This is a genomic window from Paraburkholderia sp. (assembly GCF_026225065.1).
Lineage (GTDB): Bacteria > Pseudomonadota > Gammaproteobacteria > Burkholderiales > Burkholderiaceae > Paraburkholderia.
The window spans coordinates 1-25878 of record NZ_JAMFSB010000056.1; the positions used below are offsets into that span (position 1 = coordinate 1).

30 protein-coding genes are annotated in these 25878 nt (G+C 62.5%); 15 read left to right on the top strand and 15 right to left on the bottom strand.

All coding sequences use genetic code 11. From position 1 onward, the window contains the following. The 12 genes from M0954_RS04435 to M0954_RS04490 form a co-directional block, all read left to right on the top strand. Positions 1-212, top strand: a 212-nt coding sequence (locus M0954_RS04435) for a hypothetical protein (protein WP_297351844.1), incomplete at its 5' end; no start/stop codon positions are given. Between the two features lie 15 nt (positions 213-227). Continuing rightward, positions 228-743, top strand: a complete 516-nt coding sequence (gene fliL / locus M0954_RS04440) for a flagellar basal body-associated protein FliL (RefSeq protein ID WP_122152842.1) — start codon at positions 228-230, stop codon at positions 741-743. A 55-nt stretch (positions 744-798) separates the two neighbouring features. Beyond that, positions 799-1797, top strand: coding sequence for a flagellar motor switch protein FliM (gene fliM / locus M0954_RS04445; RefSeq protein ID WP_122152843.1), 999 nt, complete (start codon positions 799-801; stop codon positions 1795-1797). After that, entirely contained in the window at positions 1790-2251 is a 462-nt protein-coding gene (gene fliN / locus M0954_RS04450) for a flagellar motor switch protein FliN (RefSeq protein WP_122152844.1), read from the top strand. The genes fliM and fliN overlap by 8 nt, the downstream gene beginning before the upstream one ends. Then, on the top strand, positions 2248-2880 hold the full coding sequence (gene fliO / locus M0954_RS04455; RefSeq protein WP_297351846.1) for a flagellar biosynthetic protein FliO: 633 nt from the start codon (positions 2248-2250) through the stop codon (positions 2878-2880). Before fliN ends, fliO begins: the two co-directional genes overlap by 4 nt. Then, on the top strand, positions 2881-3735 hold the full coding sequence (gene fliP, locus M0954_RS04460) for a flagellar type III secretion system pore protein FliP (RefSeq protein ID WP_122152845.1): 855 nt from the start codon (positions 2881-2883) through the stop codon (positions 3733-3735). 44 nt (positions 3736-3779) lie between these two features. After that, entirely contained in the window at positions 3780-4049 is a 270-nt protein-coding gene (gene fliQ / locus M0954_RS04465) for a flagellar biosynthesis protein FliQ (protein WP_122152846.1), read from the top strand. A 51-nt stretch (positions 4050-4100) separates the two neighbouring features. After that, complete coding sequence (gene fliR / locus M0954_RS04470; protein WP_122152847.1) at positions 4101-4883, top strand: flagellar biosynthetic protein FliR; 783 nt, start codon at positions 4101-4103, stop codon at positions 4881-4883. A 232-nt stretch (positions 4884-5115) separates the two neighbouring features. Next, complete coding sequence (gene tssD, locus M0954_RS04475; RefSeq protein WP_122152848.1) at positions 5116-5598, top strand: type VI secretion system tube protein TssD; 483 nt, start codon at positions 5116-5118, stop codon at positions 5596-5598. 13 nt (positions 5599-5611) lie between these two features. Beyond that, entirely contained in the window at positions 5612-6094 is a 483-nt protein-coding gene (locus M0954_RS04480; protein WP_297351853.1) for a DUF2778 domain-containing protein, read from the top strand. Next, positions 6091-6387: a hypothetical protein gene (locus M0954_RS04485; protein WP_123385051.1), complete on the top strand. Its 297-nt coding sequence runs from the start codon at positions 6091-6093 to the stop codon at positions 6385-6387. Before M0954_RS04480 ends, M0954_RS04485 begins: the two co-directional genes overlap by 4 nt. Before the next feature lie 52 nt (positions 6388-6439). Beyond that, positions 6440-6739: a hypothetical protein gene (locus M0954_RS04490; RefSeq protein ID WP_123385052.1), complete on the top strand. Its 300-nt coding sequence runs from the start codon at positions 6440-6442 to the stop codon at positions 6737-6739. Positions 6740-6845: 106 nt separating this feature from the next. Here M0954_RS04490 and flgL read toward each other — a convergent pair whose 3' ends face one another. The 12 genes from flgL to flgB form a co-directional block, all read right to left on the bottom strand. Next, positions 6846-8096 carry a flagellar hook-associated protein FlgL gene (gene flgL / locus M0954_RS04495; protein WP_122152850.1) on the bottom strand — a complete coding sequence of 417 codons (1251 nt, stop codon included), beginning with the start codon at positions 8094-8096 and terminating at the stop codon, positions 6846-6848. Positions 8097-8107: 11 nt separating this feature from the next. Beyond that, positions 8108-10111 carry a flagellar hook-associated protein FlgK gene (flgK, locus tag M0954_RS04500; protein WP_297351848.1) on the bottom strand — a complete coding sequence of 668 codons (2004 nt, stop codon included), beginning with the start codon at positions 10109-10111 and terminating at the stop codon, positions 8108-8110. 138 nt (positions 10112-10249) lie between these two features. Further along, positions 10250-11005 (bottom strand): flagellar brake protein, encoded by a 756-nt coding sequence (locus M0954_RS04505; RefSeq protein ID WP_122152852.1) that lies wholly within the window; start codon positions 11003-11005, stop codon positions 10250-10252. A gap of 378 nt (positions 11006-11383) precedes the next feature. After that, positions 11384-12310, bottom strand: coding sequence for a flagellar assembly peptidoglycan hydrolase FlgJ (flgJ, locus tag M0954_RS04510; RefSeq protein ID WP_122152853.1), 927 nt, complete (start codon positions 12308-12310; stop codon positions 11384-11386). 9 nt (positions 12311-12319) lie between these two features. Then, positions 12320-13489, bottom strand: a complete 1170-nt coding sequence (locus tag M0954_RS04515) for a flagellar basal body P-ring protein FlgI (protein WP_122155473.1) — start codon at positions 13487-13489, stop codon at positions 12320-12322. A gap of 2 nt (positions 13490-13491) precedes the next feature. Beyond that, complete coding sequence (flgH, locus tag M0954_RS04520; protein WP_122152854.1) at positions 13492-14196, bottom strand: flagellar basal body L-ring protein FlgH; 705 nt, start codon at positions 14194-14196, stop codon at positions 13492-13494. A 32-nt stretch (positions 14197-14228) separates the two neighbouring features. Beyond that, a complete protein-coding gene (gene flgG / locus M0954_RS04525; RefSeq protein WP_122152855.1) occupies positions 14229-15017 on the bottom strand; it encodes a flagellar basal-body rod protein FlgG in 789 nt (262 codons plus the stop codon). 40 nt (positions 15018-15057) lie between these two features. Then, positions 15058-15819, bottom strand: a complete 762-nt coding sequence (gene flgF, locus M0954_RS04530) for a flagellar basal-body rod protein FlgF (RefSeq protein ID WP_122152856.1) — start codon at positions 15817-15819, stop codon at positions 15058-15060. 20 nt (positions 15820-15839) lie between these two features. Beyond that, the gene (locus tag M0954_RS04535; protein ID WP_123385055.1) at positions 15840-17339 is read right to left on the bottom strand and encodes a flagellar hook protein FlgE; all 1500 of its coding nucleotides are present in this window, start codon (positions 17337-17339) and stop codon (positions 15840-15842) included. Between the two features lie 49 nt (positions 17340-17388). Continuing rightward, complete coding sequence (locus tag M0954_RS04540) at positions 17389-18111, bottom strand: flagellar hook assembly protein FlgD (protein WP_122152858.1); 723 nt, start codon at positions 18109-18111, stop codon at positions 17389-17391. 11 nt (positions 18112-18122) lie between these two features. After that, on the bottom strand, positions 18123-18548 hold the full coding sequence (gene flgC / locus M0954_RS04545) for a flagellar basal body rod protein FlgC (protein ID WP_122152859.1): 426 nt from the start codon (positions 18546-18548) through the stop codon (positions 18123-18125). A 109-nt stretch (positions 18549-18657) separates the two neighbouring features. Further along, positions 18658-19155, bottom strand: coding sequence for a flagellar basal body rod protein FlgB (flgB, locus tag M0954_RS04550; RefSeq protein ID WP_122152860.1), 498 nt, complete (start codon positions 19153-19155; stop codon positions 18658-18660). 220 nt (positions 19156-19375) lie between these two features. Here flgB and flgA point away from each other — a divergent pair, with 220 nt between their 5' ends. The 3 genes from flgA to M0954_RS04565 all read left to right on the top strand — a co-directional run bounded on the left by flgA (position 19376) and on the right by M0954_RS04565 (position 21962). Then, entirely contained in the window at positions 19376-20914 is a 1539-nt protein-coding gene (gene flgA, locus M0954_RS04555) for a flagellar basal body P-ring formation chaperone FlgA (protein ID WP_297351849.1), read from the top strand. A 173-nt stretch (positions 20915-21087) separates the two neighbouring features. Beyond that, positions 21088-21444 carry a flagellar biosynthesis anti-sigma factor FlgM gene (gene flgM / locus M0954_RS04560; RefSeq protein ID WP_183143102.1) on the top strand — a complete coding sequence of 119 codons (357 nt, stop codon included), beginning with the start codon at positions 21088-21090 and terminating at the stop codon, positions 21442-21444. 74 nt (positions 21445-21518) lie between these two features. After that, positions 21519-21962, top strand: a complete 444-nt coding sequence (locus tag M0954_RS04565) for a flagella synthesis protein FlgN (RefSeq protein WP_122152862.1) — start codon at positions 21519-21521, stop codon at positions 21960-21962. Between the two features lie 267 nt (positions 21963-22229). Here M0954_RS04565 and M0954_RS04570 read toward each other — a convergent pair whose 3' ends face one another. Genes M0954_RS04570 through flhF form a run of 3 tightly spaced genes read right to left on the bottom strand, consistent with a single transcriptional unit; the run spans position 22230 to position 25786 of the window. Then, positions 22230-22964, bottom strand: a complete 735-nt coding sequence (locus M0954_RS04570; RefSeq protein WP_122152863.1) for an RNA polymerase sigma factor FliA — start codon at positions 22962-22964, stop codon at positions 22230-22232. A gap of 28 nt (positions 22965-22992) precedes the next feature. Next, positions 22993-23862 (bottom strand): MinD/ParA family protein, encoded by an 870-nt coding sequence (locus M0954_RS04575; RefSeq protein WP_122152864.1) that lies wholly within the window; start codon positions 23860-23862, stop codon positions 22993-22995. Then, the gene (gene flhF, locus M0954_RS04580; protein WP_133892538.1) at positions 23855-25786 is read right to left on the bottom strand and encodes a flagellar biosynthesis protein FlhF; all 1932 of its coding nucleotides are present in this window, start codon (positions 25784-25786) and stop codon (positions 23855-23857) included. Before flhF ends, M0954_RS04575 begins: the two co-directional genes overlap by 8 nt. Between the last annotated feature and the right edge of the window lie 92 nt (positions 25787-25878).

A 25878-nucleotide genomic window follows, 5' to 3' on the forward strand; every position in this document is an offset into this window, starting at 1 on the left:
CAAAGAAAGTAAGTGCCGCCCCGCACAGGGGCGAAGCTAATAGACCGACAAGAATGCAAGGAAAGGCCAACAGCGCAATAACACCACCAAAGCGCCGCACAGGCAAAAAAACACAGCAAAACGACAAACCGAAGGAATACCCCCCAAACCCCCTTCTTTTCGACCCATCGCGCGAAGCGCACCTGAACAACAATTCACCCTACCAGCACTGAGGCAAGCAAGCACCCATGGCATCGACGACCGCAAACCAGCAAGGCACTGTTCAGCCGGCCACTCCTGGCCCGATGAAACGCATCATCCTGATCGTGCTGATCGCGCTTATCGCCGCAGGCGCGGCCGCCGGCGGCACATGGTTCTTCATGTCCCATCGGGAAGCCGCCCCCGCTCCGGCGCAAATGGCCACCGCGGCACCGGCGCTGTCCGCCGTGCCGGTGTTCTTCCCGCTCGAACCCATGACCGTCAACCTGCAGTCGGATGACGGCCAGCAACACTATCTGCGCATCGGTCTCACGCTCAAGCTGAATGACCCCAAGGTCCAGCAACAGCTCACCGACCACATGCCGGAAGTCCGCAGCCGCGTCCTGCTCGCGCTGTCGAACAAACACCCGGACGATCTCGCGCCCCTCGAAGGCAAGCGCGCGCTCGCCACCGAGCTCAGAACGCTGATCGAACAGCCGAACGATAAGGGCGCTGCGCCCATCTCGATCGAAGATGTGCTGTTCACCGAATTCGTCGTGCAGTGACGCCGCGTAACGCTGCTGCCATCATCAACCCCCAAGGGACGCACGAGGAATAGGAATGGGCCACGAAGAGTTCATGTCCCAGGAGGAGGTCGATGCACTCCTCAAGGGCGTAACCGGCGAGTCCGACTCGGAAGCCGAGCAGTCAGATCGCTCCGGTGTCCGGCCGTACAACATCGCCACGCAGGAACGCATCGTCCGCGGCCGGATGCCCGGCCTCGAAATCATCAACGACCGCTTCGCGCGTCTCTTGCGCGTCGGCCTCTTCAACTTCATGCGCCGTACCGCGGAAATTTCCGTCGGCCCGGTGAAGGTGGTGAAGTACAGCGAATTCACCCGCAATCTGCCGATCCCGACCAATCTGAACCTGGTCCACGTGAAGCCGTTGCGCGGTACCTCGCTGTTCGTGTTCGACCCGAATCTGGTGTTCTTCGTGGTCGACAACCTGTTCGGCGGCGACGGGCGCTTCCATACCCGCGTCGAAGGCCGCGATTTCACGGCCACCGAACAGCGCATCATCAGCAAGCTGCTCAACCTCGTGTTCGAGCACTACGCGAACTCGTGGAAGAGCGTTCGCCAGCTGCAGTTCGAATACGTGCGCTCCGAAATGCACACGCAGTTCGCCAACGTCGCGACGCCGAACGAAATTGTCATCGTCACGCAGTTCTCGATCGAGTTCGGCACCACCGGCGGCACGCTGCATATCTGCATGCCGTACTCGATGATCGAGCCGATCCGCGACATCCTGTCGTCGCCGATCCAGGGTGAAGCGGTCGACGTCGACCGCCGCTGGGTACGCGTGCTGTCGCAGCAGGTGCAAGCCGCAGAAGTCGAACTGAGCGCCGATCTCGCGCAGATCCCGATCACGTTCGAGCAGATCCTGAACATGCGCAAAGGCGATGTGCTGCCGATCAACATCCCCGAACACATCACCGCGAAGGTGGATGGCGTGCCGGTGATGGAATGCGGCTACGGTATTTTCAATGGTCAATATGCGTTGCGGGTCCAGAAAATGATCAGCGCAGCGGACACGATTAAGGATGGTGGATATGACTGAGCTGAATGCATCGCCGGAGAAGGAATTGCCGGTAAGCGAGGCGCAACTGGCCGGCATGGAAGCGGTCTCCGACGACAGTGCGCTCGACGACTGGGCCAGCGCGCTCGCCGAGCAGAACGACAACAGCGCCGTCAACGCGACGACCGCTGGTGTGTTCCAGCCGCTCTCGAAGGTTGAACCGAACACGACGCGCAACGACATCGACATGATCCTGGACATTCCGGTCCAGATGACTGTCGAGCTCGGCCGCACCAAGATCGCCATCCGCAACCTGCTGCAACTCGCGCAGGGCTCGGTGGTGGAACTCGACGGCCTCGCCGGCGAGCCGATGGACGTGCTGGTGAACGGCTGTCTGATCGCGCAGGGTGAAGTCGTGGTCGTCAACGACAAGTTCGGCATCCGCCTGACCGACATCATCACGCCGTCCGAACGCATCCGGAAGCTGAATCGATGAAACGCCTTGCCGGGCGCAGTGCGCGCCCTAGTGGGCGCGACGCTGCGCACCGGCTGTCAGCCAGTCACGCCAGCACGGGCGCCGCAGCCACCGCCCTCGGCTTTCTCCTGAGCACGCCGCTTGCCCTCGTTCCGGCGAGCGCCACCGCGGCCGACATGAATGCGGTCAACCATCCCGCCCAGGTCGCCTCCGGCGTCGGTGCGGGCGCCGCCGTGCCATCGCTCGGTGTCGGCGCGATACTGCAAACCATTCTGGGCCTGCTGGTCGTGATCGGTCTGGTGTTCGCCTGCGCCTGGCTTGCACGCCGCTTCGGGCTGCAACCGGGCAGCCGCGGCGGTCTCGTGAAGACCATCGGCGGCGCCTCGCTGGGCGGCAAGGAGCGTGTCGCGGTCGTCGAGATCGGCGATACCTGGCTCGTACTCGGCGCGGCGCCCGGCAATGTGCGTCTGCTACACACCATGCCGGCCGGCTCGGCCGCGGGTGCGGCTATGGGCACAGCAGCCTCAGGCGATCCGCTGCAGCCGGGCGCTGGCGGAGCACTGCCAGGCACCTTCGGACAACGCTTTCGCGACGCCTTGAAAGGCGAAGTGGGCAAACGTTTCAACCGGCCGAACGGCGGGGATCAGTAAATGCAGTCCAGTCAACAGTCAGCGCGCCGCGAGCACGCAGCCTCGAGCCGCGCATCCGCTCCCAGCCGGCGCAGTTTCCTTTCGACGCTGTTCGCCACGCTGCGGCGCTGCGTCGCGCTCGCGATACCGGTTCTGCCGGTCCTGCTGATCGCCATGCCGTCGCTCACCTGCGCGCAGACCGCCGGCCTGCCCGCCTTCAATACCAGCCCGGGGCCGAACGGCGGCACGACCTATTCGCTGAGTGTGCAGACGATGCTGCTGCTCACGATGCTGTCGTTCCTGCCGGCCATGGTGCTGATGATGACGAGCTTCACGCGCATCATCATCGTGCTGTCGCTGCTGCGCCAGGCACTCGGCACCACCACCACGCCGCCTAACCAGGTGCTGGTCGGACTCGCGCTGTTTCTCACGCTATTCATCATGTCGCCGGTGCTGGACAAGGCCTATACCGACGGCTACAAACCTTTCTCGGACGGCACGTTGCCGATGGATCAGGCGGTGAACCGCGGCCTCGCGCCGTTCAAGACCTTCATGCTGCGGCAGACGCGCGAATCCGATCTGGCGCTGTTCGCCCGCATTTCGCACGCACCGCCGATGCAAGGTCCGGAAGACGTGCCGTTGCCGCTACTGGTGCCGGCGTTCGTGACGAGCGAGCTGAAGACCGGCTTCCAGATCGGCTTCACCATCTTCATCCCGTTCCTCATCATCGACATGGTGGTGGCGAGCGTGCTGATGTCGATGGGGATGATGATGGTGTCGCCCGCGACGATCTCGTTGCCGTTCAAGCTGATGCTGTTCGTGCTGGTCGACGGCTGGCAGTTGCTGATCGGCTCGCTCGCGCAGAGCTTCAGCTAACCCGGCGCACCCGCCTAACCCCTCACGCTTCCGGCCTATTCATCATGACACCCGAATCAGTCATGGCACTGGCGCACCAGGCGATGTACATCGCCGTGCTGCTGGCCGCACCGCTCCTGCTCGTGGCGCTCGTCGTCGGTCTGGTGATCAGCCTGTTCCAGGCCGCCACGCAGATCAACGAAGCGACGCTGTCGTTCATTCCCAAGCTGCTGGCGATCGCCGTCACGCTCGTGATTGCCGGCCCGTGGATGTTGTCGACCATGCTAGACTATCTGCGCCAGATGCTGACCAACATCCCGACGCTCGCCAACTGAGCCTACTGGGCTCAACCGGCTCACTGACTTACTGACCACTACGCGCCCGCCATGTTTTCCGTCACCTATGCGCAGCTGAACACGTGGATGGCCTCGTTTCTGTGGCCGCTCGTGCGCATTCTCGCGCTGGTGGGAACCGCGCCGGTGTTCGGCAACGCATCCGTCTCGACGCCGGTGAAGATTGGGCTGTCGAGCTTCATCACGCTCATCGTCGCGCCGACGCTCGCCCCGCTGCCGCAGGTCACCGTGTTTTCGGCCATGGGCGTGTGGATCATCGTGAACCAGTTCGTGATCGGCGCCGCGCTCGGCCTGACCATGCAGATCGTCTTCACCGCGATTCAGGCGACCGGCGAATTTGTCGGACTCGGCATGGGACTCGGCTTCGCGACGTTCTTCGATCAGGAGGCGAGCGGCTCGAGTGCGGTGCTCTCGAGTTATATGAACGTCTTCTCGATGCTGGTGTTCCTAGTGCTCGACGGGCATCTGCAGATGATCAGCGCGCTGATCGCCACCTTCCAGACGCTGCCTGTTTCGGCCGATCTGCTTGGCTCGGCCGGCTGGCGCACGCTGGCAGGCTGGGGCGGGACGATCTTTTCGATGGGGCTGCTGCTGTCGCTGCCGGTGGTGGCCGCATTGCTGATCGCCAACCTGGCGCTCGGCATTCTCAACCGCGCGGCACCGCAAATCGGCGTGTTCCAGATCGGCTTCCCGCTGACGATGCTGGTCGGCATGTTGCTGCTGCAGCTGATGGTGCCGAACATGATCCCGTTCTTCGCGCGGATGTTCGATCTGGGGATTGACCAGATGGGGCGGGTGGCGGCGGGGCTGCGGTAGATAAGGTCGGCGCGGTCGCAAGGACCGCTCGGTGTTGGTCGATCATCGAGATAGCTCTCCACAATGAAAGAGGCGCGACCGGGTCGCGCCTTTTCTTTTTCGACTTCGGGATTCTTACGTCCGCTCTCGCGATCGCAAACGACAACAGGATCACGATTCCGTCGTTGCAAATTTTGACAGTCGCATATCAACGCCGCTCTACATTCACATCTTTTAACGATGAGGATTCTGTATGGCGATCCCTTTGCACCTTTGGTTGAAAGACGACGGCGGCGCGGACATCCGAGGGTCTAGCGAAGTATTCGGAAGGGAAGGAAGCATTGAAGTTCTAAGTCTGACGCACGGCATCCATACGCCCACCGACAGCCACACCGGAATGCTTATGGGCGCACGTTCACATCATCCGCTAACAATCGAAAAGGAAATCGACCGTGCATCCGCGCTTCTCTATAAGGCAGTCGCGCGTGGAGAAACGTTGCAATCAGGAGAATTGAAGTTCTACCGGACAAACGATGCTGGGATGGAAGAGGCTTACTTCACGATATCCATGAAAAACGTGAAAGTGGTTGGCGTGTCGCCGAAGGTACCCAACATCAAAGAAGTCGAAAGCCAACATCGCAACCACTTCGAGATCGTTGAGTTCCGATACGGGGAGATTTCGTGGGCATATGCCGATGGAAACATGATCTTCAAAGATGCGTGGTCTCACTTCTAAAGGGGGTGACATCATGCCGGTAAGATGCACTTTTCTGCTAGATGACAGACCAACGTCGACCCTGTACTGCTCGGGCTTTGGGTCGGTCACAGCCTATTCCGGTACAGGTTCGGGGCGCGACAATCCAAGGGCTACGGCAACGCGCAACGTCGGCCCGCTTCCAGCAGGAACCTATTACCTTGTTGATCGTCAATCGGGCGGAATGATGGGTTGGTTGCGGGACTGGTACCTTTCGTTCGAGGTTGGATCAAGTGATCGAACGAAGTGGTTCATGCTATGGAACCCCCACGGTGGAGACACGACGATGATCAACGGAATTCAAAGGGGGAACTTCAGGCTTCACCCTGAAGGATCACTGCACCTAAACGAAGGGTGTATCACCGTAGTGAGCCATTTTGAGTTTGACCGGTTGCAACGGTACGTTCGCACGCGTCAGCCTGACCTGCCAGTGCCCGGTACCACGCTGCGCGCTTATGGCACGGTGGAAGTTCGATGAAACGGATAATGCCTCGTGTCGCATACATCATCGCGTTTATTGTTGCGTCGGTCTTCGGCGGCTTGTACCTGGTGAAGTTTGTTTTCCGGATGCCGTTTTGGGTACCCGACTGGCTGTTTTACCCGGTTCAAGCCGCAGCAGAGGCAATCGGCCTGATCCCGCCCGAAGACGGAGAGGATGCCGAAGTAATATGCGGCATCCTGGCACTGATAGGGTGCATTTCAGTAGTTGCGCTTGCGTTGCGCCTTGCGTCGATTCTGATCGCGCGTCATATCCGACGACGAGGACCTTAAACTTATGCGTCTGGTTGCGCACATTGCGCTCTTACGACACGGTCGAAGTCCGATGAAACGGTCAATCCTGCGTGCCGCATACGTGATTGCGTTTATCGTTGCGTCGCTCTACGGCGGGTGGTGGATTGGCGAACTCACATCGTCGATTTCATTTGAAATGCCGCTTTGGCTTGCATACACGATTGAAGCGGGTATGCATCTCGCGGGAGCACCCGATCCACTCGACCCCGAAATAATAGAGATATTTGGCCTGATGCTTCTATGGCTTGCGTACTCCATCCTAGTCGCAATCGCGCTCGGAATTTGTCTTTTCTTGTTGCGACGATATCTGAAGAAGCGCCGTGCGCCGTGAACGCGAAGCCGTGCAGAGATGCACGGCTTTTCAGTGTCCCAAACAAAAACGGGAGGCCGCCTAAGCGCCTCCCGCCTTTTACTGAACCGAATCCCTCGCTTACCGCTTACTGATTCAGATACTGGAACAACGACATCTGCTGAACCTGCACGAAAGCTTGCTGCGAGGCCTGCAGCGAGTACTGGGTCTGCGTGTACTTGCTGATGGTCGAAGGCATATCGACCGAGGTCAGATCGTCCAGCGAGTTCGTATTCGCCAGCGTCTGGGTCTGGTTCACCGCCTGCATTGCGGTAATCTGCTGCTCGCGCCCACCCACCGTCGCCTGCACCGACGTGACGTTGTTGATGGAGTTCTGCACCTGTGCCATCCCCGTTGCCAGCGTGTTCTGCAATGACGCCAAAGCCGACGTCGTATCCGCTGGCGTCTGCAGCGCCGTGATCATGTTCTGGATCGTCGAGAAGATATTCGTGCCGCCTTGCGCGGCCGGCACCTGCGTCGCCGGCGCCACGTTGAACGTGTCGCCATCGTCCGGCGTGCCACTGATAACCACACTCTCACCGGCCGTTCCCAGAGGGATCGCCGAACCCGAGGTATAAGGCTGAGCCGTGCCCGTCGTAGTTCCCGTACTGTTGGTGTCCGTGACCGTATACGTGGTCACGCCCCCCGTTACCTGGAAGGCCACCGAGTAAGTGTCGCCCTCCGCCGACGTCGGTCCATTGCTCGTGCTGATCGTACCGATCACTCCAGTACCAGTGTTCGACGAAGACCCGTATCCCACCGGTGTCGCCGTTTCGGGCGTCACGCTCAGGAAAACCGACGCACCCGTGTCGCCAGTCACAATCGACGTCGTCGATGAAATCTGCGTGCTCGACACGCCGTTGTCGCCGTTGTAAACCACCGCGCCGGCCGAATTCTGGGTGAACGGCTGCGTCGACGACTGGAAGCCGCCAAACAGATAGCCACCCGATGGCGACGTCGTGTTCGAGAGTGTCACCAGCTGGTTGTTCAACTGCGTCAGCGTCGCGGCAATCCCGCTGCGATCCGTGTCGTTGAGCGTGCCGCCGCCAGCGCTCTCCAACTGCGTATTCACGCTTTGCAGCGCCTGGATGACGCTCGTCAACGTGGAATCCTCCGACTCCAGCGAGGTCTGCGCCGAGCTCTGATTGGTCGAGTACTGCGACAGGGTCGCGCCCTGCATGCTCAACTGCACGGCCTGAGCTGCGCCAAGCGGATTGGACGCCGGAGTGGTAAGAGCCTGGCCGCTCGAAATTTCCGCGTACAGCTGGGACAACTCGCTCTGCTGATTGTCCATGGCCTGGACATTCATGCCGAGATATTGGGAAGTAGAGATGCGCATCGTTCAACGCCTCACTGGAAGATGCCGAGAATGGTCTGGAACAGCGTGTCAGCGGTCTGAATGACCTTGCTGTTGGCCTGGTACAGCTGCTGGTACTGCAACAGGTTTGCTGCTTCTTCGTTAATGTTCACGCCGGATACCGACTGCTGCGCCGACGTAATCTGCGTCACGAGCGCTGTCTGCGTCGTATTCGAAGCGTTGACCTCATTGGTCGTGTTGCCGATCGTGTTGACGTAGCTCGCGTACGCGTCAGTCAGGGTAGTCGTGCCACCGCTCAGCACCTTTGCCGAGACGATATTCGACATCAGCGTGGCATTGCGGCCGTCGCTTTGCGCACCCGCGTTCGACGCGATGGTGAACGTGTCGCCGTCGTCCGGGGTGCCGCTCAACGTGACGGTGACGCCGTTCATCGAACCACTGGGCGCTGGCGTGGTCGCGCTATTGATGGTCAGTGTCGCACCGTCCGCCGGTGTGTACGGCACCACCGTCGAGGTCGACGTAATGTTGACCGTGCTGGGCGGTGTCGTGCCGATGGTCACGACCGAACCCGCCGGAAAGCCGGTCAGGCCGCCCGATGCGGAGCTGTAGGTCAGCGTGGTGGTCGTGCTGGGCAGCGAATAACCGGCCGCAACCGTTCCTTCCGTAATCGTCGCCGTGCCGGTGTTGCTCGAAGTGGCCGTGGCGAGCACCGGCGAAGCCGCGGCAATCGCAGAGCCGCTGGTCGTCGTAAGCGCAAAGCTATCGAGCGCGCCACTGGTCGGCGACACCGAGAACGAATCGCCCGCGTTCATCGTGCCGGTCATCGAGAAGTTCAGGCCGTCGATCGGATTCGCCAGGCTCGAGGCGGTAGCAACGGTCGAACCCGTCGAGTTGTCGGTCAGCGCATAGGTGGAACCGTTATACGAGAGCGTGTAGTTGCCGGTGGTCGGTTGCGTCGCGTCGACAAACGAAACGCTGGGAGACGCGCCGCCCGTGTTGTTCGCATTGGCCGTAGCCTGCGGCGCCGCTACCGAGAACAGCGCGCCCCCGGCCGTGCCGGACAGGTTGAGACCGAGCTCGTTCTGGTTATTGACTTGCGCCGCGAAGCTGGTTGCGATCGCACCCAGTTGCGCCTCTGAAGGGTCGAGCGTCTGGGTGCGGAACTGAATCAGACCGCCGAGCGCGCCACCCGCATTCTGCATGGTGGTGTTCGACAGGTACTGGGTGGTCGCAGCCGTGGGCGTCGTCCCGGCAGCGCCCAGATAGGTGACCGAGTCTTCGGACGAATCCGACGGCGAGGGCGCAGTGCCCAGGTTGTAACTCGTCGTGCCGGTAACCAGCGCCTGACCGCTCGGCAGGAAAACACTTTCGCCGTTGGAATTCGACACCACCTGCACGCCGACGAGCTGCGACAGGTTGGACACCGCCTCATCGCGTTGATCGAGCAACTGGTTAGGCGGCTGGCCCCCCGCGCTGGCGGCGGTGATCTCCTGATTGAGCGAGGCGATCTGCGAGGTGTACGTGTTGATCTGCGACACCGTGGAGGACAACTGGGTGTTGACGCTCTGGCCCAGCGCGTCGTACTCCTGACCGGCCTGGTTAATCTCGCCCGCGAGCGACTGTGCATCGCTGATGGCAGTCTGCCGCGTGGCGGAACTCGCTGCGCCGTTGGCGACGTTCTGCAAACCGGTGAAAAAGCTGGTGATCGCCGTCGAAATACCCGAGGTCGGGCTGCCGATCATGTTGTTCAGCTGCGCGAGCATCGTGTAGTTGGCGGTCAGCGAGCCGCTGCCCGACTGCGCGGTGTTCAGCTGGGTCGTCAGATACTGGCTGTATGCGCGCGTCACCGTCGAGGTGTTCACGCCCTGCGGAAGATAGCCGGAGCCGGTGTATTCACCGGAGCTTTCCGCAAAAACCGGACTTTCGACGTCGTAGCCGGGCGTCGTCGAATTGCTGATGTTCTCACTGGTTGTCGTCAACCCCCATTGGGCTGCGTTGAGTCCACTGAGACCGATATTGATTAGGTTGCTGGACATGCGTCATCCTGAAGGGCTGGCAACGCGCCCACCGAGTTGCCAAGACTCTCTGTATATCGGCGCACTGGCGACAAAATTGAGGGGGCAACCCGTATTAAAACGCGCACCGCGAGAACCGCGGCGGCACGCGCAAAAAAATCAGGTTCGCACCAGCGAGCGACGCTTCATTTCAAGCTGGGTAATCAACCGTTGCAACGTGTTCTCGGCACTGCCCGGCAGCGCCACAAAGCGCATTCCGAGCTGGTAACGCTGAGTGCCGTTCGGCAGGTCGATCGCGCGAAACGACACGAGTTGCAGATCCACCGAGAGCGTGCCCGGCGCACCGAGGCTCAGCTCGCAATCTTCCAGCACGCAGCCCATGGGCAGATCCACCACGCGCGCGTCTGCGCTGCGCATGCCGACCCCGCCGAGCGACAGGTCGTGCACGTCGAAACGGAAGCGCTCGCCGTCAGGCAGCCGGCCCGTACACGTGTAGGGGTCGAGCACCGGCGCGTCGACGCGGAAATATTCGCGGCGCTGCACGTAAAACAGCACTTCGGGGAAATCGGCTTCAAACGCCGGCCGCCCTTCGAAACTGCTCTCGCGCGGCGGGCCGGTAACGAATTCGACGCGCACGCCGTCGGGTTGAGCGTGAAAAAGACAGCGGGGCGCAGCGATCAAGCCGCGGTTCTGCTCGGCGAGCGCGCCCCAGTCGAAGGTAAACGTCCGGCTGGGCACATCCACGTCGAGAATTCGCGTGACGAGCTGGCCGCCTTTGTATTGCGCGGTCAGAAAATCGCCGCGGTTGACCAGATTGCGTAACTGGACACCGATCTCGAGCGGATTGCGGCGACCGAAATCGTTGCCGGTCTCTGAAGAGCCGTCCGTCTGGCCATTCGTCTCAGTGGTATCCATGGGCTTGCCGATATGCGGGTTCGTACGTGCCCGTGCCCGAGGTCCAGCACCGGGGCCCATGACACGTGCGTTGACCGGGAGAAACATGACCCCGGTATTAAGGTCTGACTGAATAGCGGCAGTCTGGACCCAAAGTTTAGGGTAACCGAGGGAAATATTTGGCGCAAACGTTAAACCGGTCACGTCCCGCTCTCCTCATTCATCCGGCATGAACCCGCATGAATCCGCGTATCAACCCGCAATATCTGCCATGCGGTTCGGCCGGCGGCACGCTTGCGTACCGGCCGGCCCTACCGTCTTGTTTTGCGACATGGCCCCGTCGCCCTGCATTTCGTCCTGCCTGTTGCTTTCCAAAGCCGCCTGAGCCGCTCAGGCGGCTCAGCTCATCCGGCTCATGATCGACATCAGTTTTTTCGCATAATGCGGATCGGTCGCATAGCCCGCGCGCTGCATGCCGACGGCAAAACCCGCGGCGTCATGCGAACCGTTCAGCACCTGCGCGTAGCGCGGATTGCCCTTGAGCATTTGCGCATAATCGGCCATCGCTTCGTCATACGAGCCATAAGAACGGAATTTTTCGACAACACGCTCCGGCCGGCCGTTGCGGTATTCGGTCGTGACGGTGGACACGGTCTTGCCGGTCCAGTCCTTGGTCGCCTTGATGCCGAATACGTTGTGGCTGGTCTCGCCATTCGCCTTCAGGATCTCGCGCTTGCCCCAGCCCGATTCGAGCGCCGCCTGGCCGATGATGAAACGCGCCGGCACGCCCGTGGTTTCGCTCGCGGCCTGAGCGGAGGCAGCGAGCTTGTCGACAAACGCGTCGACATTGGTCGTGCCGTCACCGCGCAGCGGCGGTGTCAACGCGCTGTTGCGCGAATAACCGACGCCGCTCGCCAGCGACCCGTTCGCCTGGGCATTGCCGTACGCCTTGGCGAGCGCGTTCAGCGCGGCAGTGTTGCCTTCGCCGGCTTCGCCCGTCTGCATGCCCGAGTTGTTCATCAACTGCTTGAGCATTGCATCGGCCACGCCGATGCCCTTGGACGACATCTGCTGCGCCATCTGCTCGTCCATCATCGAGGTGAACTGAGCGCCGTCGCGCGAGTCGAGCGGCCCGTCCTGCGGCGTCGCATCGCGCATGCTTTTGAGCATCATCGTGATGAAGGTCGCGTCGAACTGCTTGGCGGCCATCTGGACACCCTGCTGCGGCGATGCGGCGACCTTGGCGCGCAGGCCATCGAACCCCTGAACGTCGAGCGCAAAGCGCTGCGTCAGATCGGTCGTTCCTGAGGTGGAATCCATCGTCATCGCGGCTCCTTAGATGATTTCAAGTTCGGCGCGCAAGGCCCCTGCTGCCTTCATCGCCTGCAGGATCGACATCAGATCGGCGGGCGTCGCACCCAGCGCGTTGAGCGCTTTCACGACATCGGCCAGATTGGCGCCGGCTTTGACGTATTTCAGCGCACCGTCGTCCTGCTTCAACTGGATCTGGGACTGCTGGGCAACCACAGTTCGACCGTTCGAAAACGCGCCTGGCTGGCTGACCACAGGTTGTGTGTTGACGACCACCGAGAGATTGCCGTGCGCGACGGCGCAATTCTCCAAGGTCACCATCTGGTTCATCACGATCGAGCCGGTGCGCGCATTCAGCACGACCTTCGCGGCGCCTGCCGCCGGCTTCACATCGAGGTCCTCGAGCTGCGCCATGAACGAGACCTGCTGGGCCGGATCGGACGGCGCGCGCAACTGGATCGTGCGGCCGTCGAGCGGTGTTGCGGTGCCCTGGCCAAAGGCGTTGTTGACCGCCGACACGATGCGCTGGTTGGTGTCGTAATCCATGTCGTTCAGCTCGAGCTGCATGGTGCCGTCTTGCGTGATGCTGGTCTGCACCGAGCGTTCGACGATCGCACCGGCGGCGATGCGCCCCGCTGCGAGCTGGTTCACCTGCACACGGCTGCCGTTTGCGCTGGCGCCCGCGCCGCCGACTGCCATGTTGCCCTGGGCAAGCGCGTAGACGGAGCCGTCAGCACCCTTCATCGGCGTGAGCAGCAGCGTGCCGCCGCGCAGACTCTTGGCGTTACCGAGCGACGACACCGTCACGTCGATCGCCTCGCCCGGCCGAGCGAATGGCGGCAGCACCGCCGTCACCATCACCGCGGCGACGTTCTTCAACTGGATACTGGTCAGTGCCGAGGTGCTGCTGTTCGACGAACCGGCGGACTGGTTGTTGATCGAGATGCCGAGGTTCGCGAGCATGTTCGCGAGCGTTTGCGTCGTGAACGGGGTCTGGGTGGTCTGGTCGCCCGTGCCGTCGAGACCGACGACGAGGCCGTAGCCGATCAGCGGGTTGTCGCGCACGCCCTGGATCCCGACGAGGTCCTTCAGGCGTTCGGCGTGGGCCGCGGGTGTGACAGGCGGCAGTGCCCCGCACGCGAGTGCGAACACCAGACAGGCATGGCCAAAATGGCGGATAGGTGCGAGCTTCATGGTCACCACGGCGCAACGTTAAGGAAGAAGCGTTGTAGCCAACTCATGGTTTCCGCTTCGTCGATATAGCCCTTCGCCGAGTACTCGATCTTGGCGTCGGCCACCTGGGTCGAGTACACCGCGTTCAGGCCTGAAATCGTATTCGGGTTGACTACACCCGAGAAACGCACGAACTCGTTACCCTGGTTAATGAGCATCTGCTTTTCGCCGCTCACCACGAGGTTGCCGTTCGCCAGCACATTGGTCACGGTGACGGTCAGCACACCGCTGAAGGTGTTCGACGCATTCGCCCCGCCGGTTGCCTGGAACTGGTTGGCGCCCTGCGAACTGAGATTGGCCTTGCCGAACAGGCCGGCAAGAAAACTCGCGGACGTGGTCGAGAAGGAGGTGCCCGAGGTACGGTCGGTATTCGCTCCCGACGACTTGGTCGCGTTGACGTTTTCGGAGATGACGATAGTCAGGATGTCGCCGATATTGCGTGGACGCTGGTCTTCGAACAACGGCCGGCCGGCGTAGCCCGGATTGAAAATCGAACCCGGCGACTGCGTGTGCGGCGGCGTCGGCGGAACAGCCGTCATCGGCTGCTGCACGATCGGCTGCTTCGGGATCATCGCGCAGCCGCCCAGCGCCAGTGCAAGCACGCTGGCAGTAGCGACGAACGCGCTGCGCGCGTCGCTCTTGACCGGATTGAGATTGAATTGCGACATCGTATTTACCTACCGCCTCTGGTTCCGAACCCTTAAATCGACATCTGCGACAGGGTCTGCAACATCTGATCGGACGTGGTGACTGCCTTGCTGTTGATTTCGTACGCGCGCTGGGTCTGGATCATGTTGACCAGTTCCTGCACGACGTTCACGTTCGACGTTTCGACATAACCCTGTTGCAGCGAGCCCGAGCCGTTCGAACCCGGTGCGCTGATGTTCGGCGTACCCGAGGAGCTGGTCTCCGAAAACAGGTTTTCGCCTTGCGCGTCGAGGCCGGCCGGGTTGATGAAGGTAGCGAGCTGCATGGTGCCGATCTGCGTCGAGTTCGAGCTGTTGGGCTGCGTGATCGACACCGACCCATCGCTGCCGATCGTGAGCGAAGTCGCGGTCACCGGCACCGTAATCGCCGGAATGACCGGATAGCCGCTCGACGTCACCAGCTGACCCTGCGCATTGGTCTGGAACGAGCCATCGCGGGTATAGGCGGTCGTGCCGTCGGGCATCTGCACCTGGAAGAAACCGTTGCCGTTGATCGCCACGTCCTTCGAGTTGCCTGTTTGCTGCAGATTGCCCTGCGTGTACAGACGTTCGGTCGCGACCTGCTGCACACCGGTGCCGAGCTGGATGCCCGAGGGCACCTGGGTCTGCTGGGTCGAGTCGGCGCCCGGCTGACGCACGGTCTGATAAAGCAGATCTTCGAACACGGCGCGCGAGCCCTTGAAGCCATTGGTGCTGACGTTGGCGAGGTTGTTCGAGATCACGTCCATCTGGGACTGCTGCGCATTCATGCCGGTCGCAGCGATATAAAGTGAGCGGTTCACAGTGTTGGTTCTCCTGGGTGCACGTCTGGCGCGACGCCCGTTAGCTGAAGCTGAGCAACTGGTTGGCGGTCTGATCGTTCTGATCGGCGTTTTGGATCATCTTGGTCTGCATGTCGAACTGCCGCGCATTGGTAATCATCGAAACCATTGCGTTGACCGGGCTCACATTGCTGCCTTCGAGCGATTCGGGCGCCAGCGTGACCGTTGGATCGGCGTCGGCGGGGTTGCCGTCAGCGGTACGGAACATACCGTCGTCGCTGCGCGTCAGCGTGCCGGCTGCCGGCTTCACCAGCTTCAACTGGTCGATGACGGCGATTGCCGTAGCAGGGTCTCCCGGAGCAAGTGCAGAGACCGTGCCGTCCTTGCCGATCGTGATCTGCGAGCCAGGCGGTACCGAGATCGGACCGCCCGTGCCGACTACCGGCAGGTTGGTCGCATTCACCAGCTGGCCGTTCTGGTCGATATGCAGATTGCCGGCGCGCGTATAGGCCTCGCCACCGTCGGCGGTCTGCACGCTCAACCAGCCGTCGCCCTGGATGGCGACGTCGAGCGGGTTGCCGGTCTGCTGGATCGGTCCGGGCGTTTCGTCCGCGCCCGGTGTCGACGACAACACAAACGTGCGCGTCGTGTTGTCGTTGACTGAACTGCCGTCGCCGAACGACATCGGTACCGCGCGAAACGTCTCGAGCTGGGCGCGAAACCCAGTGGTCGACGTGTTCGCGAGATTGTTCGCGACAATGGCCTGCTGCTCGAGCGCCTGGGTGGCGCCCGACATCGCGGTATAAATCAGACGGTCGGTCATTCGTTCGGCTCCTGTTGCACTTACATGTTGATCAGGGTCTGGTCAACGGTCTGCTGCGTCTTGATCGTCTGCGCGTTCGCCTGATAGTCGCGTTGCGCCGTGATCAGGTTGACCAGTTCGTTGGTCAGGTCCACGTTCGAATCTTCCACCGCGCCGCCTTGCAGCGTGCCGTGGTTGGTGCTGCCCGGCGTCGAGATCTGCGCTGCGCCCGATGCCGCGGTCTGTGCGTACTCGTTGTTGCCGAGGTCGACAAGACCGTTCGGGTCATTGAAGTTGGCGAGTACGACCTGACCGAGCGAAGCAGTCTGACCGTTCGAATAGTTGCCGGTGAGAATGCCGGTCGTACCGACCGTGAAGCTCGTCAGCTGGCCGGCGGCAAAGCCGTTCTGCTGCAGATTGTTGACACCGTCCGTGCTGCCGAACTGGGTCGTGCCGGCAAGATCCAGCGTGAGCGGCTGCGGCGTGCCGGAACCGTCGGTGTTCGGAATCGTGAAGGCGATCGAGTCCGTCGAGGTCGTCGCCGCGACACTCGTGATGCCGGTCAGGGCACCGCTGGTGCTGAAGTTTGCCGTGCCTACCAGACTTGCCGTGCCGCCTGAGACGCCTGCGTAGACGTCCCATGCGCCGGAGCCGGTCTTGGCGAAGTACATGTTGACCGTCTGCGAGCCGCCCAGCGAGTCGTACACCTGGGTCGAAGTCGAGTAGTTGTAGGTCGACGAGTTGCTTGCGTCGAAGGTGGTCGGGGTCGGCGTAACCGCTACCGTGTCACCGGCTACAGCCGTGCCTGTCAGTGTGACCGTCTGGCCGTTGCCCAGCGTAATGGCGGTGCCCGCCGTGTAGGTTCCGCTGCTGTCGTTAGCGGCGTTGTCGGCGTCTGTTACCGTGTACGCCGTCGGGCTCGTAAAAGCGATCGTGTAGTCATCGTTATTCGACCCAGCCGAAGCGGTCGTAATCGTCGCACCGCTGCTCGCCAGCGTCCCCGTCGTGGTCACATTCACTGCCGGCGTGCCGAGCATCAGCGAATCCTGCGCGTCCAGGTTGAGCTGCGCCGTGATGCTGGTGGTCTCCGTCGGAGCGATGTTGGTGGTCGGCACGGTCAGCGGCACGGTCTGCGCGCTGTTGATGATGCCACTGGAATTCGCGGCATAGCCCATCAGGTCCAGGCCTTGGGAATTAACGATATTGCCGGTATTGCTAAGCTGAAACACACCGTTGCGCGAATACGTCAGCGAGCCGTTATTCGACATCTGGAAAAAGCCGTTGCCGTTGATGGCGACATCCAGTGCCTGGCCGGTCGTGTTGATCGTGCCTTGCGAAAACTGTTGCTGCACTTCGGCGAGCTGCGTGCCGATACCGATCTGGTTGTTCACGGCCGTGGCGACCGAGTTGGCATACATGTCGGCGAACACTGCCGTACCGCTCTTGAAGCCGATCGTATCCGAGTTGGCAATGTTATTGCCGATCACGTCGAGATCGCTCGATGCAGCTCCGAGGCCGCTCAAACCCTGCTGATAACCCATGACGTATTCTCCGTTCCGGGAAATGTCTAAATTTGGTTGAACTGATTTCTTAGAGGACTGCCGCGACCGAAGTCAGGGCGACCGTATTGCCATTCGACAGCACGAGACTCGGTGCGCCGCCGGTACCTTGCACGACGCTCTCCACCGTACCCGGGGTCAAGGTCGTACCAACGCCTGCGGCGCCGTTGATCGTGCCCGTCGCGGTGATCGTGTAAGTGCCGGTCGCCAGTGCATTGCCCGCCGAATCGACCGGGGTCCACGTGACCGGCACGGTACCGGCCGGTTGCGCGCCCAGATCGAGCGTGTTGACGATCTGGCCCGCCGAGTTCACGACGTTGACCTTCATGTCCGACGCTGCGGAGGCCAGTTGCACGCCGAATTCGGTCGCCTTGCCGGAGGTCACCGAGATCGAATTGCCCGGAGCCAGCACGCTGGAACCGATCAACAGTGCAGCCTGCGAGGTCTGGCCTGCGTTGAGCTGCGTCGCCAGCGAGCTGAGCGACGTGTTCAACTGGCTGATGCCCGTCACGGTGTCGATCTGCGCGAGCTGCGAGGTCATCTGCGAGCTGTCCATCGGATTGGTCGGATCCTGGTTCTGCATCTGCGTGATGAGCAGTTGCAGGAAGGTGCTTTGCAGATTCGCACCCGCGGTCGCCGAACTGCTCGAACTGCTGCTCGACGCGCTGCTCGCCGAGCCCGTGCCGTTCATGGTGTCGAGCAGCGTCTGCGAGACCGTTGTCCCGGCGCCGCCGATGGTGGTTGAAGTAGTCAAGGAGGGGCTCCTCAGGTTCCGATCGTGAGTGTTTTCAGCATCAACTGCTTCGCTGTATTCAAGGTTTCGACGTTCGCCTGGTACGCGCGCGACGCCGAGATCATGTTGACCATTTCCTCCACCGGATCGACGTTCGGCATCGTCACGTAACCGTTCGCATCGGCCGCGGGGTTGCCGGGGTCGTAGGTCTGCTTCATCGGCGTCGGATCGTCGACCACGCCGGTCACCTGCACGCCGCCCACCTGCTGGCCGGACGCAGTGCGCGCGCCGCCAATCGGGTTGACCGCGAACACGACCTGCTTGGCGCGGTACGGCTGGCCGTCGGGACCGGTCGTACTGTCGGCGTTCGCCAGGTTCGACGCCGTCACGTTGAGCCGCTGCGATTCGGCCGACATGGCCGAACCGGCGACATTGAAAATATTCATCAGGGATGGCATGGCTTCTCTGACCTCTCCTGCCGGCAGGTTCCGGCTTGATTGTTTCCCGTGGGGCGTGGTTTTTAGCGGTTACATCCAGCGTGTGTGCCGGTCGTCGCATCGGACTCCATCAGGAGCCCGACGTGATCACCGACAACATCGATTTGATCTGATTCGAAACTTCCGTCATGGCCGACTCGAAGTGCAGCGAGTTATCGGCGAACTGCACGCGTTCCGCGTCGAGGTCCACCGTGTTGCCGTCGAGTGAGGGTTGCGTCGGAATGCGGTACTGCAACTGGCCGTAGTCGTCGCTCGGGCCGCCGGTCGCAATCAGGCTTGCCTTGCCGCCCATGTGGCCCGGTTCGGTCGAGGCCATCGACATGCCGCTCGTCACGTCGGCAGGTTGCGCCATCGCCAGCGTCGAGTTGTTCGACGCGCCTGTGCCGGTGCTGCTGCCGTCCGTCTTTTTCAGTGCGCCCGCGAGCGTCGACGAGAAATCCACGTCACGCGCCTTGTAGTTCGGCGTGTCGGCGTTCGCGATGTTCGACGACAGCAGTTCCTGCCGGTAAGAGCGGACGTCGAGCGCCTGACGGCCAAAGGCGAATTCGGCATCGAGTTTATCTAGCATGAAAAATCTCCGGATAACGTTCCCGCGTCTGGCGCTCAATCAGGGAGCACAACATCTGCGGCGACCCAAAAGGGCTTTTTGCATGAGATGCATCTTAGGCGGGGCAGGCAAGCGGCAATCTTCTGAATAACCGGGGAAGGTCGCCTCTATTCAACGTTTGCGCCAGGAGCGGCGTCACTAGAATGCAACTCGTACCCATGCCTCACGCTGGAGATGCACGATGGCCCGATCCACTCTCGATGTGCCGCCGCCGCTGCGACGCATCGTTGCGCGACACACTGCCGCCTGGCTGGTGTGTGCCGTGGCGGGCGCCTGTTGCACGTCAGCGGCGCTGGCCCAGGAGGCCGGCGGCCCGATCGTGATTCCCGGCCCGGGTGAACAGAACCAGGCCGACCTCGCGCGCATGACGGCGATGGCGACTTCCAGCAACAGCAGCCCGCGGACGATGAATCCGCAGCTCGCGGCGACTGTTGCACCGTCTGCGCAGTCTTCGACGCCGCAGGTGACCGACCGCTTTACCAGGCTGTCAAACGCCAGCGGCGCCATTGTGATTCCGGGTACCGGCGAGGCATCCGCGCCCGGCGCGGCCAATGTCCCGGCGAATATGGCCAGCCTTACCCGCGTCAATATGAATCCCGCGCTCGCCGCGAGCCAGGTCGTGCCGGTGGTCGTCACGTCGATGCCGGCGCGTGCGACCTACGGCGCCGCGCTGCGGCCCGTGAATGCAGCGCCGGCCGCAGCACCTGTCGGGGTACCCACCGTCGCGCCCGCCGTGGCCGCTGCGAGCAGTGTCGAAATCGACAGCCTCGCCTCGCGCGGCGAGCCGCCCGAACTGGCCGCGAGCGCACCGAGCCGCAATCCGGCGCCCCACGTCGCTGCCGCGTCTGTTCAAACGCCACTCCCCGTAAAGAACCAGGCGCAAGCGCTGGCTGAAGCCGCGCAGCGCGCGCAGGCAATTCAGGCGCTGCAACAGGCTCAGGCAGCTCAGGCCGTGCAGGCGTTGCAGCGAGCGCAGACTCCACAACCGTCGCCCAAGCAGGGGGTGGCCGTTTCCGCAGTCCGGCCGGTCCAGAGCGCTACCGCAATTCAGGCATCCCAGCCACTTCAGGCTCAGGCCAGTCAGCCCGTGCCCGAAGGCCAGGAAGACGGCCAACTGATCCACGCCGCTGCGCTGGACTTTCTCAAACAGCAGGCCAATGGCCTGCCCGGCCAGGTCGAACTGAGCGTTGCCCAGGCCTTCCCGCGCGGGCTGGCCGCCTGCGACACGCTGCAGGCGTTCATGCCGCCCGGCGCGCGCCTGTGGGGCCGCACGACGGTGGCGGTACGCTGCACGAGCGGCCACCCGTGGACGGTCTGGCTGCAGGCGAAAGTCTCGATCCATGCGACCTACTATGTCGCCGCGCGCGCAATGATGCCCGGCGAGGTGATTTCCGACGCCGATCTGGTCCCTCGCGACGGCGACCTGACCATGCTGCCGGCATCGATCGTCACCGTGCCGTCGCAGGCGGTCGGTTCGATCACGTTGATGCGGGTGAGCCTGGGCTTTCCACTGCGTCAGGACATGCTGAAGAGCGCCGCCCAAGTGACGGCTGGACAGAGTGTGCGGGTGGTGGCGGAGGGCGACGGTTTTTCGATTTCGTCGGAAGGCAGCGCGCTCAGCAGTGCGACGCCGGGGCAACCGGTCAGGGTGAAGACCTCAACCGGGCAGATTCTGATGGGAATCGTGAAGGACAGTTCGACGGTCCAGATCCAGATGTAGTTGTAGATGCCGGGTTGATCTGGACCTGAAAATGGCGCCGGTGACAGTGGCGTCCAGAGGGTTTCGGGGGAAGAAGGCGGCCGGTGGGGCCGTTACAAACGGATACATCGATTGAGCTAAAGTTTGGTTTCTTGAATGCCGTTAAAGGAATCAAATAGTTCAGGAAGCCAATCGTGAAAATCGATTCCACTACCAATAGCATGCCGGACAGTCTGACGGGCAGCGCGGCAACGCGTACCCAGCAGGACAGCTCGGCCCCGGCGGCTTCGACCGCCCAAAGCGCGGCAACCACCGCGCAAGCCGCCACCGGCTCGGGTGGCGACGCGAATGTGAGCCTGTCGGGCCTGTCGTCCAGCCTGCGCAGCCTGGCAGCATCGGGTTCGGCAGACATCGACACCGCTCACGTCGAATCGATCAAGCAGGCCATCAAGAACGGCACGCTGACGATCGATCCGGGCAAGATTGCTGACGGCGTGCTCGACACGACGCGCAGTTTGTTGCAAACGAGAGCCCCGGCGACCGGCAATTAAGGTTGGACGCCGCGAGGCGTCACCTTGAAACCTGGCCCGTATGCTTCATGCGGGCGCCGTGAGAGCGACTTGTGATGAAAGACGCGCTGCTTGCCACCGTAATCGATGAGTACTCGACCATCGAAGAATTCGCTTCTGTGCTGGCTATCGAACAGAAAGCGCTAACCCAGGTGGAGCCGGCCGAGATGTTGCGGCCGGTTGTCGAAAAGAAAACCGCACTGGTCGGCAAGCTGGCCTCGCTCGAAAAGATCCGTGACGCGCAGCTCGCCGAAATGGGCTTGCCGGCCGGCTGGAATGGCATCGAGCTGGCCGCCGGGCGCGATCCGAAGCTCGCCGAGCAGTGGTCGTTGCTGCAGAAATCGGTAGAGCGTGCACGCCGCTCCAACAAGACCAACGGTGTGTTGATCCGCACCCGCATGGACTACAACCAGCGTGCCCTCGAGGTGCTGCAGGTGCGTCCGCCGAAGCCCTCGCTGTATGGGCCGGATGGACGGGTGCCGGGGTTCAGCGGCCTGTAGTTCCGCACGCCCCCGCTCATCCAAATCCAATCCAGTCTGTCCTGAACGCTCGCTGGGTTTGCCTGATCGCTTTCAGGCAAACCCAGCGCAGCCTGCCGTTTGGCGCTTATCCGCCGCCCGCGCTTGCTGCGCTTGCTGCGCTTGCCGCGCTTTTCCTGCTTTCCTCCCAATACAAAAAAAGCGCCGTCCCTTTACATCAGGACGGCGCTCATTGCGCTTGATTCACGAGCGGCGGGCAGCGGCAGCGAACCGCCGGCCGCCGTGATGTTATTCCGCTTCGGCCTTGGCCCAGGCCATCTCGCGCAGGCGCGTACGCAGCCGTGCGACCGCCTGGCTATGCAGCTGGCAAACCCGCGATTCGCTGACTTCCATCACCGCACCGATCTCGCGCAGATTCATGCCGCGTTCGTAGTACAGCGACATCAACAGCTTTTCGCGTTCCGGCAGACGCTCGATCGCTTCGACCAGCGCCGAGCGCAGGCTTTCGTCGAGCAGTGCCGAGAGCGGGTCCGAATGATCGACGCAATAGCGGTCGAGGAACGGCTCGTCGTCGGCGGAGCGATCGAAGTCTTCGTAGTAGATCAGCTGGCTGCCGTGCAGGTCCTGCAGCATCGACTGATACTCGTCGAGCGGCATCTTGAGGTGACCGGCAATCTCCGTCTCGCTCGCCGAGCGCCCGAGTGTCTGTTCGACCTGATGCACGGCTGTCTCCACCTCACGCGAGGTGCGGCGCAGGCTGCGCGGCAGCCAGTCGTTGCTGCGCAACTCGTCAAGCATCGCGCCGCGGATCCGCTGGCTCGCATACGTTTCGAACTGCGCGCCCTGGTCTTCCTTGTAGCGACTCGCAGCATCGAGCAGGCCGATCATGCCGGCCTGAATCAGATCGTCGAGATCGACACTCGCTGGCATCTTCGCCACCAGCTGCAAGCCGAGCCGCCGCACCAGCGGTGCGTATTTGGTCAGAACCTCGGCTTGGGAAATCTTTCCCTGAGCGTTGTACATCGTGCTCCCCTTGTCCGTGCCCCGCCCTTCAGGCGTGCTGCACAGACGGTTGGTCGGCGTGTTGCGCCGCTGTTACTGCCGTCGGCGCCACCCAGTGGTGACGTGACGACATCGCCGGCCGCATTGGCCAGTACTGCAATTCGGCGGCGAGGTGCCGGTAATCCCGCGCGGCAGGGGTCGACGGAAACGCGTCGACCACGCAGCGCGACAGTTCGAGCGCCCGGGCCATGCGCGGATCGGCGGCAATACAGCCAGCGCCTTCCAGCGACACAGTCAGATAACGCCCCGCCACCCCCGCGAGGTTTTCAAAAGCGGTGTGTGCATCGGTGACGCTGTGCACATGATTCACCAGCACGCGAAACTGCCCGATGCCGTGCGCGTAATGCAGCCGCTTCATGCAGGCATATGCATCGGTAATCGCCTGCGCAGCTACACGCGTGACAATCAACAGGTCATGCGCCTGCATCGCCAGCGCAGAGAGCTGGCCGAGCCGGTCGAGCTGCGCATCGATCAGCACGATGTCCGCGGGACCGTCCAGCACCACACTCAATTGCGCCGCCGTGTAGCCTTCGCGATTGCTGCGCGAGGCGTCCAGCACTGAAAAGCCCAGTGCATGACGCATCACGGCGGCATCGAGCAGCATCTCGCGGCGTACCACGGCGGCGAAGTTACCCGCCCCCCGTACGCCGCCGAGCATCGCGCTCACCGAGTAATCGCCAAGGCACTCGTCGATCACGAGTACGTCCTTGCCCTGCTCCACGAGTGCCGCCGCCAGATTGACGACTGTCGTGGTACATCCAACGCTGGTCGAACCGCCCGTTACCGCCAGCACTCTTGAACCGCTGCGGGCCAGCAGGCGCCGCAGTCCTTCTGCCTGATCCGAAACGACTTTATCCAAAGCGGACCTCGTGCAGTTCGGCCGTCGAGCGTGCGGAGAGCGCCGAAAGCAAGGCCGGAATATCGTCGTCCTGTGGCACGAACGGCGAACTGTCGCGAGGAATGCAGAAAGCGCTTTTGATCAGGAATTTCCTGGTTGCGACGTACAGGTTCTCGGGCACCTTCTGTCCGGTCGAGACGTAATGCACCGGCAGCTTGTAGCGGATCACCGTGTCGAGCACACCACCCAGATTAGTCGCTTCGTCGAGCTTGGTGAGGATGCAGCCGGCGAGCGGCTGTTGATCCGGCCCACGCTGGTAGGCCTGCACGACTTCGTTAAGCGTGTCGCCGTGGCACGTTGCGTTCAGCAGCAGCAGGCGTTGCACGGGTTGTCCGGCGCGGCACAGCATGGCGATCTGGTCCGAGACGAGGCGGTCGCGCTGGCTCATGCCGATCGTGTCGATCAGCACGATGTGCTTGTTACGCAGCTCGGCGAGCGCCAGTTGCAGGTCGGCGCCGTCCTTCACCGCGTGGACCGAGACGCCGAGGATCTTGCCGAAAATGCGCAGTTGCTCGTGGCCGCCGATCCGGTAGCTGTCAGTAGTCAGGAGTGCCACCTTGCTGGCGCCGAAGCGCATCACGCACCGCGCGGCAAGCTTGGCCGTGGTCGTGGTCTTGCCGACACCCGTCGGGCCCATCAGGGCGAACACGCCGCCACGCTCCATCAGCGCGTCTTCGTTTTCCATGATCGGCAGGTTCGACTCGAGCACGCTGCGCACCCAGTCCATCCCGCCTTCCATGTTGTCGATCTCGGGCGGCAGGTTGTCGACCATCATCTGCACCAGTTGTGCGGAGAAGCCCGCTGCGAACAGATGCTTGGTGAGCGAAGCGCGTGTCGGGCTGCGGCGCTGGCGGTCGGCCCACAGGAGGCCGGCGAAGTGTTCCTCCATCATGCCGCGCATCGAGGAGAGCTCGCTCATCACCGTTTCGTTGACGACCTGCTCCATGCGCGCCTTGATCGCTTCGGTGATGCTGGCGGTGGTGTTGGCTGCGGCACGTGCGTCGTCGGCCGAGGTAGCCGGGTTCGGCTTCCGGCTAGCGCGGCGCGCGGCGAGTTGCGCGGCTTCGCGGGCCCAGTCGGGCGTGTCGGCGAGATTCGACGGCTGGCGCGTGCCGACCTGGATGTCGACCGGTGCGCCCATGCCCTTGGCCATCGCGGCGGCCGGCGTCATCGACGAGGGCCGTGCGCTGTAGGCGCCTTGCTGCTTGCCCGCGATGTTGCGGGCGTGGTCGATCAGCCAGGGGTTCGATTCCGCCATCGTGCGCGGCACGACCGGGCTGAACGGCACAAACTGCGGCGCCGGAACGCCCGCGGCTTTCAGTACATCGGCGCGGATATCGTCGCCCGAGCGCGGCATCTGCGGCATCTGCGCCTGCGGTGCGGCGTGCATCGAAGGCGTGTTTTGCGGCGCGTGAGCAGCTTGAGCCTGCGGCGCGAGCGGTGCGGCCTGAACCGACGAAGCGTACGGCGAGGCCGCGGCCGGCTCTTCCGTTGCTGCTGCCTGCGCGGGTGCAGCGGCCTGTGCCGGCGCGTTGCTGGCCGACATGCTCTCCGTGCCGGCTTCCGGGCTTGCGCCGAACACCGACGAAAACACATCCGGCATGCCGCTCGCGTACGGATTGGACTGCATCATCGGCGTGCTGCGCGGTGCCAGCGCTGCCGGGCTCATCGCAGGAGCCGCGCTGTTCGCGCTGTTGCCGCTATTCGCGCCGCTACGCGCCTTCGGAGCGATTGCCGCGAGCTCGCTATCAGCGAGCGCCACGATCTCGACGGTGCCGTCTTCGATCGTGCGGTTCGACAGCACGACCGCGTCGGGGCCCAACGCCTCGCGAACGAGGCGTAACGCGTCACGACTGGTAGCACCGACAAATTTACGAATGTTCAAGCTGGACCCCCGATGAGGTTGACGGACCGGCGACATACCGCTTTCCATTGAGATCGATTATTGCGAAAGATGTCGAGAGACCATCGCTTGAT